We start from the raw sequence: 16318 nt of genomic DNA on the forward strand, positions 1-16318 counted from the left end.
GATCAGACGGGGAGCCTCTGATCCACGATATGCGGCACGGCCGCGGGGCGCGCCAGAGCGGGCCGGGTGAGCATCAGCTCGGCCAGGCTCGCCCTGACGAGGGCGGCGCCGCGCAGCACGGGCGGCAGCGTGATGGCGAACAGCAGGCCGAGCACCGTGTTCCAGACCACGAACAGCGCCGGGCTGTCGGCGAACCCGAGCGCGCCGGGCAGCCCCGTCTCGACGGCCCCGGGGATGCCCGCGATGATCCACCCGTACAGCGGGAAGGTCAGCCCGGCCAGCGTGCCCAGCCACCAGGCGGCGGCCACCACGGACCCGGCGACGGCGAGCGGGAACGCGATGATCACGTGCAGCAGGTCCATGACGGCCTGCCCGCTGGCCAGCGGGTTCATCATCCGGCGGAACCAGCCGGCCCAGACCGGCGCCTCGCGGTAGCGGGGGCGTGCGACGGGGTGGCCGAGCACGCCGGGCAGGGAGGCCCGCTCGGCGTCGGCGACGCTCCTGGCGAACCCGGCGGTGGCGGCCAGCACGGGCAGCCCGACGAACGCGACGGCGGCGCCCAGCCCGGCTGACACGCCCGCGACGACCAGCGGGAACGAGACGAGGGCGGTGGGGAGGGACAGAAGGAGGTAGCGGGAGTCGATGGCGATGCGCTTTCGGAGGGTCGTCATACCGGCAACCCTACGGATCGGCGGCACCGGAATCAGTCCCGCGAGCAGGCGGAACGAGGGTAGGGACAGCCCTACCCCCCACCGGATCGCGCTCTCAGGAGACGTTCATCTCCGTCGCCTAGCGTCGAACCCGGTCGAAGGGAGCGCCATGGGTCACGATCATGAGGGGCAGCGGGCGGCGGCTGATCGCCGACGCGGGCGGACTCTACTCCGGCGCCGAGGCGAATGCCTGCAGGAAGGTGTGGACGGCAGCGCGCGAGAGGGCACGCCGTTCGGTGTCGGCGACGTGCCGGGTGCCGAGGCGTGCTCGTTTGTCCATCGGGCCACACAGCAGGGCGAAGAATTGTTCGGCGGCGAGGACTGGATCCGGGGTATGCAGGCGTCCAGCGACGGTGAGGCGCGCGAGCCGGTCGGCCAGGGTTTCGGTGACGCGGTCAACCGCCCGGGTGTGGATGTCGAGCAGGTCGGGGAACTGGTTGATCTCAGCGGAGAGCAGCCGGCGTAGCGCCCAGGATCGGTCGTCGCCGTAGCACTGGAGCAGGCGCAGGCCGACATCTTCCAGGGTGGCGCGAAGGTCGGTGCCGCAGTCGGTGAGCCGGTCGACCGCGGCCAGGTTGTCGGCCAGTGCCTGGTCGGCAGAGGCGGAGACGGCCTCGCGGAGCAGGTTCTCCTTGTCGCCGAAGTGGCTGTACACGGTGGCCTTGGCCACTCTCGCCTCAGCCGCGATCAGGTCCACCCCGGCCTGGGCATAGCCAGGACGGGCGATAGCGGATGACAGCCGCGCCGCGACCCCGATAACGTCGCCTGCACTGTCCGATCCGGCGAGGGGAAGCGGCGAGCGGTGCGGCGAGCGGTGGGGTCCTGGGCTGCGTTACCGACCGGCAAGGTCGTGCGCCTGGAGAGCGCCGGCCCGCTGCCGGCCGCCCTCGACTCCCTGCCCCGCGAGGCCCCCGCCATCCTGACCTGCACCGCCCCCGATGCGCCCTCCCCCAAGGCCCTGGTCGCCGCCATCCTGGACGAGCTCGACGCCACGGTGCTCGGGCTGTTCCCCGCCTGGCTGCCGGAAGCCGAGGGCATCGACGGTCCCGGCGGAGCGGGCCCGGCCGCCGTACGCACCCTGGCCCTGCGCACGGCGGCAACCACCGCCCACTTCGGCCCGTTCCTCGCCGAACTGGCCGAACGGGCCCTGCGCGCCAGGCCCGCACCCTTCCCGGCGCCCTTCATGAGCCTCTCCCCTGGGCCGGGCTGCTCTTCTGAGGTCGCGCCCAGCCGGTTCCCGCCCGAGGTCCGGGCCGCGGGGCTGACCAGGGCGCTGGCGGCCGCCCGCCGCCGGGCCGGGGCGTCCCTCCTGATCGAGGTGCCGGACGGGCTGTCCGCCAGGGGCCAGGAGATCCTGGTGGCGGCAGGCGAATGGCTGGCGCACCGGGCGGGACTGAGCGTCTGGCTGGCCGGGCCGCTGCCCGCCGTCGACCGCCTGGAGACGGTGCGCGCCCCGGACCACCACGGCCGGCCCTCCCCCTTGGGGCGGTCCGCCCGTCCGCAGGTCCCCGGCCGTCCGCAGGTCCCCGGCCGTCCACCGGCCACCGGCCGGCCGCATCCGGCGAGCGCGGCCGAGCGGGCGCTGGAGTCCGCGCTGAGCGGGTGCGGGTGGGCCGCCGGCCGGGCCTGGAACCAGACGATCCGGCCGAGCGCCCTGGCCTCTCCGGTACGGGTGGACCTGGTGTGGCAGGAAGACCGGTGCGTCGTCGAGGTGGACGGCCCGGAGCACCGCGGGCCGGACGCGTTCGCCGACGACCGCGCGCGGGACGTGCGCCTGCAGATCGCCGGTTACGCCGTGCTGCGGTTCACCGATGCGCAGGTGCTGACCGATCCCCAGGCCGTGGTCCGCCACATCGAGCTGTTCCTGCGTAACCGTCGTGTCTCTCAAGATCGTGTCTCGTGAAGATCTGTCTCTTGAGGATCTGTCTCTTGAGGATCGTTTCTCTGAAGAAGGATGAACATGCCAGAGCAGAGGCTGTCGCTCCCCCAGTTCGCGACACTGGTGGCGCTGGCCGTGGAAGGCGTCGACGTGTCCGGGCCGGAGCTGAGGACACGCTGGGGGTTCGAGGTCGCGAAGAAGGACCGCGACAGGCTGAACGAGCTGAAGCTGGTCGAGAGCTGGAAGGACGGTCGTTCGTACCGGCATGTGCTGACCGACCGCGGGTGGCGGCGGCTGGAGGAGGAACTGCGCGACGGCGAGCTTCCCGCGATGCAGCGCTCGCCGGGGATCGTCGCCCGTGGCCTCGTCAGCTTGCTGCGCAGGTACATGGATCGTTCCGGCCTCCGCCCGGCCGAGGTCTCCATGCCGCTGGAGCCCGTGTCGCCCGGAGAGCCGACGGCGGACCGGGCCCCCGCGCCGGAAGCCGGCGGCACGACGGAGGATGACCTGGAAGCGCTGATCAGGTCGGCCTACGCGCGGCTGGTCCACCGGCCCGGCGCCTACGTGGGGCTGGCCCGGCTGCGTCCGCTCCTCGGCGACGTGCCCCGCGAGGACGTCGACGCCGCCCTCGTACGCCTGGAACGGCTCCCCGACGTGAACCTCGTCCCCGAGTCCAACCAGAAGACCCTCACCGCCCAGGACCGGGAGGCCGGGGTGATCGTCGGCGGCCAGGAGAAGCACCTGCTGTGGATCGGGCAAGAATGACGACTCCGGGCGTCGAGGCCCTCGCGGCTCTCAGTTTCCACTACACCGAGGGCGCCGACGACGTGTGGCGGCCTTCGCCGTTCCACGTGGAAGGACTGCACGGGCACTCGGCGAAGTTCCTGCTCGACGGCCTCGCCGAGGCCAGGGGCCGACAGGGCGCGAGCCCGATCGGCGTGGTCGTCCGGGGCCAGCGCGGGACCGGCAAGACCCACCTGCTCGGCTGGCTGCGCGAGGTGACCCAGCGCGAGGGCGGCTACTTCGTGCTGGTCGGGCTGCTGGACGCGAAGGAGTTCTGGCAGAGCGTCATGGTGTCGCTCCTCGACAGCTTCTCCCGTCCGGGCGAGGACGAGCAGACGCAGCTCAGGGTGTTCCTGTCGCGCCTGGCGGCGCGGGCCGACCTGACGCGGATGGCCCGCCGGGCGGTGACCGGGAAGAAGGCGCTGTCCCGTGGGGAGCTGGACGCGTTCGTGCACGCGCTGCGGCGCATGGACGAGGCGGTCGGGCGCTGGTGCCAGGACACCGCGCGGGCGCTGGTGCTCTACGCCTCCCCGGACCCGGCCCTGCAGGACCTCGGCGAGGCGTTCCTGTACGCGATGCCGGAGGGCGAGCCGGGAGAGCGGGCGCGGTGGGGCATCCGGCCGGTGAACAAGACCCCGCAGGAGATCGTCAGGGACGTCTCCCACCTGCTGGCGCTCACCGGGCCGACGATCATCGCGGTGGACCAGATCGATCCCCTGATCGCCCAGTCCAGGACGTCCACCGACACGGCCGCCGACGACGGCGGCCACGGCGACGGGCTGCTCCTGGAACGGATCGCGGGCGGGCTCATGGCGCTGCGCGAGGTGACCCGGCGCACGATGACCGTCGTCTCCTGCATCCCCGCCACCTGGACGCTCATCGAGAGGGAGGCGGTCGACACCGTCAGGGACCGGTTCAGGACGGCCGTGCAGCTCATGACCATCCCCGACGCCGAGACCGCCAGGGAACTGGTCGCCAGGCGGTTCGAGGTGCAGTACCGGGAGGCCGGGGTCGAGCCGCCGTACCCGACCTGGCCGGTGCGTCCTGAGGCGTTCGACGGGGCGCCGGGGTTCACCGCGCGCCAGCTCCTCATCACGATCGACGCGCACGTACGGGCATGCCTGCTGAGCGGCGAGGTCACCGAGCTGACCAGCCTCACCGCGCCCACGGCCGGGGAGCGGGGAGCGACCGCTCCGGGAGGAACGCGGCCGGAGCCGGACGCCGCTGAAGAGCGGCGGGAAGCCGCGCCGGACAGCGCGCTCGACGCCCGGTTCGCCACGCTGCGGGCGGTCGGGGAGACGCCCACGATCGACCCGTCCACCGAGGACGTGCTGTTCCCCCCGCTCCTGGCCGCGGGGCTGTCCGCGTGGATCATCGAGCAGGGCGAGCGGGGGAGGACGTTCAGCGTGGACCCGCCGCCCAGCGCCAAGCCGCCCCTGCACGCCCGGCTGCGGCGCACGCTGGACGAGACCACCGAGGACGAGGAGCACTGGGCGTTCCGGGCGGTCACCGCCGGGCACGCGGTCGCGGCGCTCAACCGGGTCCGCAAGGCGTCGGTGGCCGCCGGGCTGGACGCCGAGGTGCCCAAGCGGCGGCTGTTCCTGCTGCGTAACGGGGACTGGTCGAAGGGCGCGAGGACGCGGGAGGTGGTCGCGGCCTTCGAGCGCGCGGGGGGACGGACCCTCTCGTTCACCGGCGAGGATCTGCGGGTGCTGGCGGCTCTCAGGCACCTGCTCGCGGAGAACCCGCCGGGGCTGGCGTCGTGGCTGGCCGCCCGCCGCCCCACCCGCGCCGTCTCCTTCCTGGTGGAGGCGCTCACGGACCTCCCCGGCCCCGCCGCCGAGGCTCCGCGTGAAAGGGCGGCGGCCTCCGAGCCCGTGCCCGGGAAGGGTCCTGCCTCCGACGACGACGAGCGGCCGGACGACTCGTACGTCCCGCTGGGCAGGACCGTCGACGGCGGCCGGCCTGTCGGAGTGACGCTGGAGGCGCTGCGGAAGCACACGGCGATCTTCGCCGGTTCCGGGTCGGGCAAGACCGTGCTGATCCGGCGGCTGGTCGAGGAGTGCGCGCTGCGCGGCGTGTCCGCCATCGTGCTCGACCCGAACAACGACCTGGCCAGGCTGGGCGACCAGTGGCCGGAGCGGCCCGCGGGCTGGGCGGATGGGGACGAGCGCAGGGCCGCCGACTACCTGGCCGGGACCGAGGTGGTGGTCTGGACGCCGAGGCGCGCGGCGGGCCGGCCGCTCAGTTTCCAGCCGCTGCCGGACTTCGCCGGGGTGGCCGGCGACGCGGACGAGTTCACCGAGGCGGTGGAGTCGGCGGTGGCGTCGATCGCGCCCCGGGTGAAGCTGGACGCGCGGACCGACAAGGCGCACCTGGGCCGGGCGGTGCTGCGCAAGGCGCTGGAGCACTACGGGCGCGGTGGCGGGGCGACGCTCAAGGGGTTGATCGCGCTGCTGTCCGACCTGCCCGACGGGGTGAGCGAGCTGGCGGGCGCCCCGCGCGTGGCCGCCGACGTGGCGCGGTCGCTGCAGGCGGCGATGGACAACGACCCGCTGTTCGGCGGGGGCGGCGAGCCGGTGGACCCCGGCCGGCTGCTGACCCCGTCGCCGGGCCGGCGGGCCCGCGTGTCGGTGATCAGCTTCGTCGGGCTGCCCAACGACGACCAGCGGCAGAGCTTCGTCAGCCAGCTGCAGATGGCGCTGTTCGCCTGGATCAGGAAGAACCCGGCGGGCGACCGGCCGCTCGGCGGGCTGCTCGTGATGGACGAGGCGCAGACGTTCGCCCCGGGCTCCGGGCGGATGACGGCCTGCACGCAGAGCACGCTGGCGCTGGCGTCGCAGGCCCGCAAGTACGGTCTGGGCCTGGTGTTCGCCACCCAGGCGCCGAAGGGCCTGCACAACCAGATCCCCGGCAACGCCGCCACCCAGTTCTTCGGCCTGCTGAACGCTCCCGCGCACATCACCGCGGCCCAGGAGCTGGCGCGGGCCAAGGGCGGTTCGGCGCCGGAGGTCTCCCGGCTGGGCGCGGGCGAGTTCTACGTGGCGCTGGAGGGGAGCGCGTTCGTGAAGGCGCGGGCGCCGATGTGCCTGAGCCACCATCCGCGGGCGCCGCTGACGACGGAGGAGGTGCTGGCCCGCGCCGCCCGCTGAGCCCTTCCGGCTTGGCGGATTGGGGATGGTCTCCTGACTTCCCCGGTGGGATAGTCATCAACAGACAGGGCAAAACCCGCGCAAATGGCTGCGTTAGGGGTGTGCGATGGCCTCCGCTCGACGACTGCTCGGCAGGCTGGTCTACGGCTCGCGGTACGACAAGGTTCCCTGGGGGCAGCGGGTCTACGTCCGCCCCGGCGAACGGCTGATCCGCGAGGCCCAGTGGCGCGGACTGCTCCGGCGCGCGCCGGTCGTCGAGCCCGAGGACTACCGGGCGAGCCGGCCGCTGGGCGAGATCGAGGAGTTCATCGCCTGCACGCTCTGCGGCGAGGAGCGCTCGCAGCCGCTGTTCGAGCCGACGGGAGAGGACGCCAAGTGGCGCTACCACGTGGTGCGCTGCCCTTCGTGCGGCTTCCTCTACCGCAATCCCAACATCCGCCCGGAGCGGCTCGGCGACCTGTACGCCAAGGGCTACAGCAAGTTCCTGACCGGCAAGTACGCCGCCAACCGGCAGCGCCGCTACCGGCTGACCATGGACGCGTTCTCCCCCGTCTTCGACGACGGCGCGGGACGGCGGCTGCTCGACTTCGGCTGCGGCGCCGGGCTGTTCCTGGAGCTGGCCGAGCAGCGCGGCTTCGAGGCGGTCGGCGTGGACCTGTCGCCCGACTCGGTGGCCCAGGCCAACGAGCGGCTCACCCGGGGCCGGGCGTACCTGGGGTCGCCGGAGGACGTGCCGGAGATCGCCGCGGGCGGCTTCGACGTGATCACGCTCTGGTCGGTGCTGGCGCACCTGCCCAGGCCGCTGGACGACTTCCGCCGGTTCCGCGAGCTGCTCGCGCCGGGCGGGGTGCTCATGATCCTCACGGTGAACGCCAACTCGCTGCTGCTCAAGGCGTACGGGTCGGCGTGGAGCGGCTTCACCAAGAACCATCTGATGTTCTACTCGGCCGACACGCTGCCGGTGCTGCTGCGCCGTACCGGCTTCGCGGGGGCGGGGTTCGCCCCCTTCTACGGCGACACGATCGAGGCCGGCACCACCAAGCTGCCGGATTCCCTGCGGGAGCGGCTGCGGCGCACGGTCGAGGCCACGGACGGCGGCAACATGCTGCGCGCTATGGCCTTCGCCGACGAGGAGGCGATCACCCGCTGGTCCGGCACCCGCGAGGTCCGCCGGCTGCGCGCCGAACCCGCCGCCGCGAAGCAGGAGCCACTGGATCTGACCGGGACGTGAGTACCGATAGGTAGTTGAAACGCATACGGTTGTCGTATGGCCGCTACCCCTGAAACGGTGCACTGGCGGGGCGTGCACCACCTCGCCCTCATCACCTCCGACATGGACGCCACCGTCAGGTTCTGGCACGGCGTCCTGGACGCCCGGCTGGTCGCCACCCTGGCCGTGCCCGCCTTCAAGCACTACTTCTTCGAGATCGGAGCCGGCAGCACCATCGCCTTCTTCGAATACACCGACCAGGAGCTCGACAGCTTCGCCAAACCGGCCGGCGTCCCGTACGCCAAGGCCGCCCAGTTCGACCACCTCTCCCTCCACCTGCCCGACGAGGACGCGCTGGTACGGATGCGCGACCGGCTCAAGGCGCACGGCTGCGAGGTCACCGACGTCATCGACCACGGCTTCCTGCGTTCCATCTACTTCAGCGACCCCAACGGCATCGCGCTGGAGGCCTCCTGGTGGGCGCTCGACGCCACCGGCCGACCGGCGGACCACACCGACGAACGGCTCTTCGCCGACCCCGACCCGGTCCCCGCCGTCCGCGAGCTCCGCGACACCGGCCGCCTGGCCCACACGGTCAGCACCCGGCTGGTGGACGGCGTCATCGAGGACCTCCGGCGCGAGGGCATCACCCTGGACCGGTGAGGCCCTCACCGGACCAACAGGTGATCTCGTTCTCCTGCGGCCGGCGCAAATCCGTGTGGCGGCCTTGTGCGTGGGTATCTGCGTCGCTCGAACTCAGCAACGCAGCATCACGCCAAGGAGAAAAAAGCATGGAACGGTCCCACCCTGTCAAGTCGGCCGTGGACAAGATCATCGATACGGTCGCCAGCGGACAGCCGGCCGAGATCCCTGGCGTACCGAACAGCGAGCCGCCGTCCCTGGAGGAGCCGACCGAGCCGCGCGAGCCGCTGCCGCCCAAGCCCGACCAGAGCGGGCCGGACACCTACTCCCCCACCGGGCAGCCCACCGACACCCCGCAAGGGAAGATGGCGCAGGGCGGCCCTTACCTGACGACCGCCCAGGGCCTGCGGGTACGCGACACCGACCACTCGCTCAAGGCGGGCCCGCGCGGCCCGGTCCTGCTGCAGGACCACCACCTGCGCGAGAAGATCATGCACTTCGACCACGAGCGCATCCCCGAGCGGGTCGTGCACGCCCGCGGCGCCGGGGCGCACGGCGTCTTCCGCGGCTACGGCGCCGCCTCGAACGTCACCAGGGCCGCCTTCCTCGGCAAGGACGTGGAGACGCCGGTCTTCGTGCGCTTCTCCACCGTGATCGGCTCGCGCGGCTCGGCCGACACCGTACGCGACACGCGCGGCTTCGCGACCAAGTTCTACACCTCCGAGGGGGTGTTCGACCTGGTCGGCAACAACATCCCGGTGTTCTTCATCCAGGACGCGATCAAGTTCCCCGACGTCATCCACGCCGCCAAGTGGCACCCGGACCGGGAGATCCCGCAGGCCCAGACCGCGCACGACACGTTCTGGGACTTCGCCGGCCTGCACACCGAGGCGACCCACCACACGATCTGGAACATGTCCGGCCGCGGCATCCCCCGCTCCTACCGGATGATGGAGGGCTTCGGCGTCCACACCTTCCGCCTGGTGAACGAGGAAGGGGCGACCACGCTCGCCAAGTTCCACTGGAAGCCCAAGCTCGGCGTGCACTCCCTGGTCTGGGAGGAGGCGCAGCTGCTCGGCGGCGTGGACCCCGACTTCCACCGGCGCGACCTCTTCGACGCCATCGAGTCGGGCGCCTACCCCCAGTGGGAGCTCGGCCTCCAGCTCTTCCCCGACACCCCGGACCAGATGTTCGAGGGCATCGACCTGCTGGACTCGACGAAGATCGTCCCTGAGGAGCTCGCCCCGGTCCAGCCCGTCGGCCTGCTCACCCTCAACGCCAACACCTCCAACTTCTTCGCCGAGACCGAGCAGGTGGCCTTCCACGTCGGCCACCTGGTGCCCGGCATCGACGTCACCGACGACCCGCTGCTGGCCGGACGGCTGTTCTCGTACCTCGACACCCAGATCACCCGGCTCGCCGGGCCCAACTTCCCGCAGCTCCCCATCAACCGCCCGCACGCGCCGGTCAACGACATGCAGCGGGACGGCTTCCACCAGACGGCCGTGCACCGGGGCGTCGCACCGTACCGGCCGAACTCGCTCGACGGCGGCTGCCCCTTCACCGCCGGAGCCGACCAGGGGGCGTTCGTCGAGGTGCCGGTGGAGGTGTCCGGCCGGAAGGTGCGCGAGGCCCCGGCCTCGTACGACGACCACTTCAGCCAGGCGCGCCTGTTCTGGCTGAGCATGTCGCCGGTCGAACGCGAGCACATCGTCGCCGCCTACACCTTCGAGCTGGGCAAGTGCTACGAGCAGGCCGTCAAGGAACGGTACCTGCGGGTGCTCGCCAACATCGACCCCGTCCTGTGCCGGCAGGTCGCCGAAGGCCTCGGGTTGCCCGCGCCGGACGCGGCCCAGCCCCTGGCCGACCCCACCCCCAGCCCGGCGCTGTCCCAGATCGGGCAGACGTGGCCGACGGACGGCCGGATCATCGGCATCATCGCCGGCGACGACGACGCGGAGGCGGTCGGCGCCGTCCGCCAGGCGGTGCTCGACGCCGGCATGGTTCCCCTGATCATCGCGCCGACCGGCGGCATGCTCGGCGGAACGCTGCCGGTGCAGCGCACCTTCACCACCGCGCGGTCGGTCGAGTTCGACGCGCTGCTGGTGGCGAGCGCCCCCGCCCCCGGCAAGGACGCGTACGGCGCCCGCGACGCGAAGGCGGGCGGCGGCGCGGACTCCCCGGTCGACCCGCGCGTGCTGCTCCTGATCACCGAGGCGTACCGGCACGCCAAGCCGATCGGCGGCTGGGGGGCGGCCTCCCAGGTCCTCTCCCAGGCGGGCATCCCGGCGCAGGCCCCGGGCGTGGTCGTCGCCGACGACGGCCCGTCGGCCCTGGACGGGACGCTCCAGTTCCTGGCCGCGCACCGCGTCTGGGACCGCTTCCCCGCCGCGGCCGAACTGACCTGACGCGACGACGGCGATCCCCCCGCACCGGCCCCCCACACCGGCCCCCACGCCGGCCCCCACGCCGGCCCGGTCCGCCCTCCCGGCGGGCACGGGCCGGCCCGCCGCACCTTGGCAAGGCTGACCCGCCGCACCCTCCGGCAGGCAGGGGCTAACCAGCCCCGTCCTCCCGGCAGGCGCACGCGGCGGTGCCGAGCGCGCCGCGCTCCCGGTCCACGCTCGTCACCGTGCCCGCGCCCAGGCACCTGCGGCACGGGAACGCCGCCGTCACCAGCGGATCACGCCAGCGAGGATCCTCCCACACCGGTGGAGGACCCTCCGGCGGTCGCGGGGCCCGCTCGGCGGGCTCGTGCGCACCCCCCACCCAGCCGCGGCCGGCGCAGAACCGGCAGGCGAGCCGCAGCCCGGCGAGCCGTTCCGTGCCCGATCCCGCGCAGTCGGGGCAGGTGATCGGGTCGGTCATCCAGCGCGCCCGACACCCCCGCAGGCGCCGCACGGCACCCACGTGGACTGCTGCCTGCTGTCGCCGTTGCGGTCGACCCATTCACCACCGGCACCCATGCACGTGCCGCACACCGGCGGATCGTCATCCCTCTTGGCCATACTCCGCACAGTAGCCGCACCGTCGCCCGCTGTCTCCGGGATGGGTCGGACGCCGCGGGTGCCCCGAGTCGAGTCCTCGTATATCCCCCGAGCGTGACACCTTCGTCACGCTCCCGACAGCACCGCCCGAGCGGAACCCCGGCACGACAGCCGGACAGAAGAGAGGTGAGAGCGAAGGCCGCTCCTGTCGAGGAAAGAGAGTTCACCCATGCGACGAGTTGCGCTGTTACTCATGCTGGCGCTGGTGACGGCCTGCGGGAACGCCGGGCCGGGCGACCCGGGGAGCACGGCCGAGGGGACGAACGACGCGTATCTGAAATACGCGCAGTGTCTGCGTAAGCACGGGGTCGAGGGCTTCCCCGACGACCCGAAGAAGCTGCCGGGCGGTGTGGAGATCCCCGAGAAGGCGGGCAAGGCGTGCGCCGCCGAGATGGAGGGCGTCGGCAAGACGGTCGACACCCGTGACCCCGCCTACCTGGACCGGATGACCAGGCTGGCCGCCTGCATGCGCGGGCAGGGGATCGACTTCCCCGACCCGGGCCCCGCAGGCGCGGTGCCTGATCCGGGATACGACGGCGGCGACAAGGAGGCGTTCGACGCCGCGATGAGGACGTGCTCGGCCCAGCTGGAGGGCCAGTGAGGCGAGGCACGCTGATCGCGGCGGTCATGGCGGTGACGCTCGCCGGTGGCGCCGCCGCGGCGGTGGCCTTGACCGGCAGGCAGGAGACCCCGGTGACCACGGCCGCTCCCGCCGCCACCGCTGAGGTCGTACGGGGTGATCTCGTCGACTCCGTGGCGCTGAAGGGCACCGTGCGGTTCGCCGGGGATCGCAGGATCCTCGTGGGCCGCGCCGGGACGATCACCTGGGTTCCCGGCCCAGGCACGGTGATCAAACCGGGCGGTGTGCTGTTCCGGGTGGACCGCCGGCCGGCGGTGCTGATGCGGGGCGGGTTGCCGATGTATCGGACCCTCAGGCAGGGCGTCTCCGACGGTCCGGACGTCACGCAGCTCGAACGCGGGCTGCGCTCGCTCGGGTACGGCGACGGCGTCACGGTGGATCGGCATTACTCGTGGGAGACGGCTCGGGCCGTGCGGGACTGGCAGCGGGCGTACGGCCTGGAGCGGACCGGCACGGTGGACGCCGCCCAGGTGGTGTTCCTGCCCGGCACGGTGCGGGTCGGCGAGGCCAGGGTCGCCGTCGGCGATCCGGTCGCCCCGGGGCGTCAGGTGCTGGCCGTGTCCGGCGTGCGGCAGGTCGTGCACCTCGATCTCGACGCCGGGAGGCAGGACCTGGCGCGGGAGGGCACCGGCGTGTCGGTGGAACTGCCGGACGGGAAGACGGTCAAGGGAGAGGTCGTCTCCGTCGGCCCGGTCGTGCGAGCGGAGGGCTCAGGCGGGACCGAGCGGAGCACGGTCGACGTGCGCATCCGGCTGAAAGGCCGGAAGAAGGCGATCGGGCAGGACCGGACGCCGGTCACCGTGACTCTGCGGGACAGGCGCCGCGAGGACGTGCTCAGCGTCCCGGTCGAGGCCCTGCTCGCGCTGCCCGACGGCGGGTTCGGCGTCGAGGTGGCCGAGCCCGGCGAAACCGCGCGCACGCTGAGCGTCAGGACCGGCGCGTACGGGGACGGGCGGGTCGAGGTCTCAGCGCCGGGCCTGCGGGCCGGGGTGAAGGTCACGGTGCCCGCGCCATGAGGCTCCCCCACACCAAGGTCATCGAGGCGTACGGACTCACCAAGCGCTACGGCGGCGCGGTGGACGCCCTGCGCGGCGTGGACCTCGTCGTCGAGGCGGGTGAGCTCGTCACCATCGTCGGCCCGTCCGGTTCGGGCAAGTCGACGCTGCTGCAGCTCATCGGGACGCTGGACCGGCCGAGCGCCGGCACGGTGAGAATCGCCGGGCACTCCGTCAGCGAGCTGTCCGACCGGCGGCTGTCCAGGCTGCGCGCCGACCACATCGGTTTCGTCTTCCAGCAGTTTCACCTGGGGGTGGGCATGTCCGCGCTGGACAACGTGGCGGACGGCCTGCTCTATGCGGGTCCGCCGGCGCGTGAGCGTCGCGAGCGGGCGGCACGGGCGCTGGAACGGGTGGGCCTGGGCCACCGGCTCGGCCACCGCCCGCACCAGTTGTCCGGCGGCGAGCAGCAGCGGGTGGCCATCGCCAGGGCGGTCGTCGGCGACCCGCCGCTGCTGCTGGCCGACGAGCCGACCGGGAACCTCGACTCGGCCGCCGGGACCGAGGTGCTCGGCCTGCTGAGCGACCTGCACGCCGGCGGCACCACCGTCGTCATCATCACGCACGACCTGGAGATCGCCGCCTGGTCGCCGCGGCGCGTGCGCATGCGTGACGGCCGCGTCGTGGCCGACGACGGGCAGGGAGCGGGGCGCCGCCGGGTGGCGGCGCTGGTGAAGCACGGGTCCACGGAAGGGAGGACGTCATGAGACCGGTACGGCTGAGCGTGCGGGACGTCCTGTGGGCCGGAGCCTCCGGACTGCGCGCGCGTCCGGGCCGGGTGGTCCTGTCCGCACTCGGCATCGCCATGGGCATCGCCACCATGATCGCGGTCATCGGCGTCTCGGCCTCCGGCCAGGAACAGCTGCTCCGCCAACTCGACCGGCTCGGGACCAATCTGCTGCGCGTGCAGGCGGGCGGCACGTTCTCCGGCGAAGAGGTCAAGCTGCCGGTCGACGCGCCCGCGATGGTGGGCCGCATCGAGGGGGTCCGTCATGTCGGGGCCACCGGAGCGGTCCCGGTCTCGGTCCGGCGCACCGACCGCATCCCCGAGGAGCGGACAGGCGGGATCGCCGTCCAGGCGACCACGTTCGACCTGCTCCGCGCGCTGGACGGCCGGGTCAGCGCGGGCAGGTGGCTGAGCGACGCCACCGCCCGCCATCCCGCCGTCGTGCTCGGCTCCGTGGCCGCGCAACGACTGGGAATCAGCCGCACGGGCACCCGGGTGTGGATCGGCGACCGGTGGTTCACGGTGGTCGGCGTGCTCGGCCCGATGCCGCTCGCCCCGGAGGTCGAACGATCCGCGCTGGTCGGATTCGCCGCCGCGCAGACGTACCTGGGGTTCGACGGGCATCCGACGACGATCTACGAGCGGTCGTCGGAGGAAGCGGTCGCGGCCGTACGGGCGTTGCTGCCCCGCACCGTGAATCCGCGGAACCCCGAGCAGGTGGCGGTCTCCCGGCCCTCGGACGCCCTGGCGGCCCGCGCGGCCGCGGCCGGCACGTTCACCGGCTTGTTCCTGGGGCTGGGGGCGGTCGCCCTGCTGGTGGGCGGCGTCGGCGTGGCCAACACGATGGTGATCTCCGTGCTGGAAAGGCGCAAGGAGATCGGCCTGCGCCGCTCGCTCGGCGCCACCCGTGGCCAGATCCGCGTCCAGTTCCTCACCGAGTCGCTCATCCTGTCGCTGATCGGCTCAGCCGCCGGGCTGGTCGTCGGAGCGCTCGTCACCATCGGGTACGCGCTGTCCCAGGGCTGGCCGGCCGTGGTGCCGCTCTGGGTGTTCGGCGGGACGCTGGCCGCCACCCTGGGCGTCAGCGTGGTCGCCGGCATCTATCCGGCGGTCCGGGCGGCCCGGGTCCCGCCGAGTGTCGCGCTTACTATGACCTGAATCACGGAACCCGGCAGGCTCTACGGACAGTCTTGAGTATGGAGAGAATGACGCGGGCTCGCATTCGTGAGGGGGACGCCCGGGCTTTCGAGCAGCTCTACGATGAGTTCGCCCGGTCCGTCTACGGCTATGCCCTGCGGCTGACCGGCGACTGGTCGACGGCCGAGGACGTGATGTCCCTGACGTTCCTGGAGGCGTGGCGGCTGCGGGAGCGCGTCGATCACGACGGCGGATCCCTGCGGCCGTGGCTCCTGGGCATCGCCACCAACGTGGCCCGCAACACCAGGCGGGCCTCCCGCCGCTACCACGACGCCCTGGCCCGGCTGCCCCCCGGCGACGACGCCTCCGACTTCGCCGACGAACTCGTCGAACGGATGGACGACAAGGAACGGGTGACCGCGCTGCGGCGCGCCTACGGTTCGCTGCGCCGCCCAGAGCAGGAGGTGATCGCGCTGGTCGCGGGATCGGGCCTGAGCTACGCCGAAGCGGCCGAGGCGCTGGGCACGTCGGTGGGCACCGTCAAGTCCCGGCTGTCCCGGGCGAGAAAGAAGCTGAAGAGAGCTGCCGGGCCCGAACGGACGTGGCCGCAGGAGTACGAGCCGATCACGAGGGAGGCCTGACAGATGAACGCGAACGAACGCGCGAACCTGGCCCGCGCGCTGCCGCCCGGGAGAGAACTGCCGGAACGGCGGGAGCAGCAGATCAAGGACTTCGTGATGGCCGAGATCCACCGGAGCGCGGAACCGGCCCGGCCCCGGTTGCGGCTGCCGCGCCCCATGCTGGTGCTGCCGGTCGCGGCGGCGGCCATGGCACTGGTGATCGCCTTCGGCCTGGGCCTGGGCGGCGCCCCCGCCTACGCCATCACCCTGCTGGACGACGGCACGATCCACGTGACGCTCAACGAGATCAGGGACGCCGACGGCCTGGAGGCCGACCTGCGCGACCTGGGCGTGAACGCCGTGGTGGACTACGTGCCCGACGGCCAGAGATGCAGCCCTCAGCCGCGGAGCACGGATCTCCTGCCGCAGGAGGAGGCCCGCCTGGGGGTCTGGCCGCCCCCGCAGAACCCGGCAGGCGACGGCTTCACGATCGATCCCGCCGTGGTCGGCCCCGGCCAGACGGCGGTGATCGAACTCAGCATCTCCGACGACGAGCGCATCGCCTCGATCTGGGCCCGCGTGTCCAACGGCCCGGTGGCCGCGTGCGAGCTGGTGGTGGACCCCGACCACCACCTCGGCCCGGCCCCGCAGAGCTGATACCCCCTTGACCAGCCGCCTTGATAACGCTAACAATCGCAGCAGCCATAACACCGGCG

15 protein-coding genes are annotated in these 16318 nt (G+C 72.7%); 12 read left to right on the plus strand and 3 right to left on the minus strand.

Annotation, left to right across the window (positions count from 1 at the left end; genetic code table 11):
• Positions 1–2: 2 nt before the first annotated feature.
• Entirely contained in the window at positions 3–671 is a 669-nt protein-coding gene (locus OUY22_RS02740; protein ID WP_270153093.1) for a sensor domain-containing protein, read from the minus strand.
• Positions 672–876: 205 nt separating this feature from the next.
• Positions 877–1467, minus strand: coding sequence for a TetR/AcrR family transcriptional regulator (locus OUY22_RS02745; RefSeq protein ID WP_333486587.1), 591 nt, complete (start codon positions 1465–1467; stop codon positions 877–879).
• 57 nt (positions 1468–1524) lie between these two features.
• Here OUY22_RS02745 and OUY22_RS02750 point away from each other — a divergent pair, with 57 nt between their 5' ends.
• The 6 genes from OUY22_RS02750 to OUY22_RS02775 all read left to right on the plus strand — a co-directional run bounded on the left by OUY22_RS02750 (position 1525) and on the right by OUY22_RS02775 (position 10784).
• A complete protein-coding gene (locus tag OUY22_RS02750; protein ID WP_270153094.1) occupies positions 1525–2613 on the plus strand; it encodes an endonuclease domain-containing protein in 1089 nt (362 codons plus the stop codon).
• 57 nt (positions 2614–2670) lie between these two features.
• Positions 2671–3354 (plus strand): hypothetical protein, encoded by a 684-nt coding sequence (locus OUY22_RS02755; RefSeq protein ID WP_270153095.1) that lies wholly within the window; start codon positions 2671–2673, stop codon positions 3352–3354.
• Positions 3351–6524 carry an ATP-binding protein gene (locus tag OUY22_RS02760; protein ID WP_270153096.1) on the plus strand — a complete coding sequence of 1058 codons (3174 nt, stop codon included), beginning with the start codon at positions 3351–3353 and terminating at the stop codon, positions 6522–6524. The genes OUY22_RS02755 and OUY22_RS02760 overlap by 4 nt, the downstream gene beginning before the upstream one ends.
• Before the next feature lie 106 nt (positions 6525–6630).
• Positions 6631–7755: a class I SAM-dependent methyltransferase gene (locus OUY22_RS02765; RefSeq protein ID WP_270153097.1), complete on the plus strand. Its 1125-nt coding sequence runs from the start codon at positions 6631–6633 to the stop codon at positions 7753–7755.
• A gap of 36 nt (positions 7756–7791) precedes the next feature.
• The gene (locus tag OUY22_RS02770; protein WP_270153098.1) at positions 7792–8397 is read left to right on the plus strand and encodes a VOC family protein; all 606 of its coding nucleotides are present in this window, start codon (positions 7792–7794) and stop codon (positions 8395–8397) included.
• A gap of 128 nt (positions 8398–8525) precedes the next feature.
• Entirely contained in the window at positions 8526–10784 is a 2259-nt protein-coding gene (locus OUY22_RS02775; RefSeq protein WP_270153099.1) for a catalase, read from the plus strand.
• 148 nt (positions 10785–10932) lie between these two features.
• Here OUY22_RS02775 and OUY22_RS02780 read toward each other — a convergent pair whose 3' ends face one another.
• Positions 10933–11244, minus strand: a complete 312-nt coding sequence (locus tag OUY22_RS02780) for a hypothetical protein (RefSeq protein WP_270153100.1) — start codon at positions 11242–11244, stop codon at positions 10933–10935.
• Between the two features lie 348 nt (positions 11245–11592).
• Between OUY22_RS02780 and OUY22_RS02785 the strand changes: the two genes are divergently transcribed.
• Genes OUY22_RS02785 through OUY22_RS02810 form a run of 6 tightly spaced genes read left to right on the plus strand, consistent with a single transcriptional unit; the run spans position 11593 to position 16259 of the window.
• Positions 11593–12024, plus strand: a complete 432-nt coding sequence (locus OUY22_RS02785) for a hypothetical protein (protein ID WP_270153101.1) — start codon at positions 11593–11595, stop codon at positions 12022–12024.
• Entirely contained in the window at positions 12021–13079 is a 1059-nt protein-coding gene (locus OUY22_RS02790) for a peptidoglycan-binding domain-containing protein (protein WP_270153102.1), read from the plus strand. The genes OUY22_RS02785 and OUY22_RS02790 overlap by 4 nt, the downstream gene beginning before the upstream one ends.
• On the plus strand, positions 13076–13825 hold the full coding sequence (locus OUY22_RS02795; RefSeq protein WP_270153103.1) for an ABC transporter ATP-binding protein: 750 nt from the start codon (positions 13076–13078) through the stop codon (positions 13823–13825). Before OUY22_RS02790 ends, OUY22_RS02795 begins: the two co-directional genes overlap by 4 nt.
• A complete protein-coding gene (locus tag OUY22_RS02800) occupies positions 13822–15003 on the plus strand; it encodes an ABC transporter permease (protein ID WP_270153104.1) in 1182 nt (393 codons plus the stop codon). Before OUY22_RS02795 ends, OUY22_RS02800 begins: the two co-directional genes overlap by 4 nt.
• Before the next feature lie 38 nt (positions 15004–15041).
• On the plus strand, positions 15042–15623 hold the full coding sequence (locus OUY22_RS02805) for an RNA polymerase sigma factor (protein ID WP_270153105.1): 582 nt from the start codon (positions 15042–15044) through the stop codon (positions 15621–15623).
• Between the two features lie 3 nt (positions 15624–15626).
• A complete protein-coding gene (locus OUY22_RS02810) occupies positions 15627–16259 on the plus strand; it encodes a hypothetical protein (RefSeq protein WP_270153106.1) in 633 nt (210 codons plus the stop codon).
• Positions 16260–16318: the final 59 nt, after the last annotated feature.

This window comes from Nonomuraea corallina (assembly GCF_027620315.1).
GTDB lineage: Bacteria > Actinomycetota > Actinomycetes > Streptosporangiales > Streptosporangiaceae > Nonomuraea > Nonomuraea corallina.

Excerpts from the sequence above, each read along its gene's own strand:
- OUY22_RS02740 (WP_270153093.1), bottom strand. The coding sequence starts at position 671 with ATGACGACCCTCCGAAAGCGCATCGCCATCGACTCCCGCTACCTCCTT.
- OUY22_RS02755 (WP_270153095.1), top strand. The coding sequence starts at position 2,671 with ATGCCAGAGCAGAGGCTGTCGCTCCCCCAGTTCGCGACACTGGTGGCG.
- OUY22_RS02760 (WP_270153096.1), top strand. The coding sequence starts at position 3,351 with ATGACGACTCCGGGCGTCGAGGCCCTCGCGGCTCTCAGTTTCCACTAC.
- OUY22_RS02765 (WP_270153097.1), top strand. The coding sequence starts at position 6,631 with ATGGCCTCCGCTCGACGACTGCTCGGCAGGCTGGTCTACGGCTCGCGG.
- OUY22_RS02770 (WP_270153098.1), top strand. The coding sequence starts at position 7,792 with ATGGCCGCTACCCCTGAAACGGTGCACTGGCGGGGCGTGCACCACCTC.
- OUY22_RS02775 (WP_270153099.1), top strand. The coding sequence starts at position 8,526 with ATGGAACGGTCCCACCCTGTCAAGTCGGCCGTGGACAAGATCATCGAT.
- OUY22_RS02780 (WP_270153100.1), bottom strand. The coding sequence starts at position 11,244 with ATGACCGACCCGATCACCTGCCCCGACTGCGCGGGATCGGGCACGGAA.
- OUY22_RS02785 (WP_270153101.1), top strand. The coding sequence starts at position 11,593 with ATGCGACGAGTTGCGCTGTTACTCATGCTGGCGCTGGTGACGGCCTGC.
- OUY22_RS02795 (WP_270153103.1), top strand. The coding sequence starts at position 13,076 with ATGAGGCTCCCCCACACCAAGGTCATCGAGGCGTACGGACTCACCAAG.
- OUY22_RS02800 (WP_270153104.1), top strand. The coding sequence starts at position 13,822 with ATGAGACCGGTACGGCTGAGCGTGCGGGACGTCCTGTGGGCCGGAGCC.
- OUY22_RS02805 (WP_270153105.1), top strand. The coding sequence starts at position 15,042 with ATGGAGAGAATGACGCGGGCTCGCATTCGTGAGGGGGACGCCCGGGCT.
- OUY22_RS02810 (WP_270153106.1), top strand. The coding sequence starts at position 15,627 with ATGAACGCGAACGAACGCGCGAACCTGGCCCGCGCGCTGCCGCCCGGG.